The sequence below is a fragment of the Streptomyces sp. P17 genome, assembly GCF_032436805.1.
Classification (GTDB): Bacteria; Actinomycetota; Actinomycetes; order Streptomycetales; family Streptomycetaceae; genus Streptomyces.
On the sequence record NZ_JAVRBF010001166.1, the window covers coordinates 1 to 254 of the forward strand.

The following is a 254-nucleotide window of genomic DNA, read 5'->3' on the forward strand; positions in this document are numbered from 1 at the left end:
CGCGGCGGACGTGGTGGAGCCCTTCGGCAAGCGCTACGACGAGTCGCTGTACGGCGACTTCACCACCATCGGCAACACGGTCACGGGCTGCCCCACGGCCCCCGCCGACCTGGCCGCGCGCTGCGCCACCTCGGCCGCCGGACAGGGCAGGGACAACAACAACACCTTCGTCATGGAGCGGATCAACACCGCCTCCATGGCCGCCGGTTACGGCTCCAGCACCGGCCATGTCGTGATCCCGGCGGGAGCGAGGG

Annotated in this window: 1 pseudogene; it reads left to right on the forward strand. The window is 70.9% G+C overall.

The features are described 5' to 3' along the window. Window positions 1-254: pseudogene (locus RMT89_RS44295) on the forward strand (hypothetical protein); the annotation flags it as partial.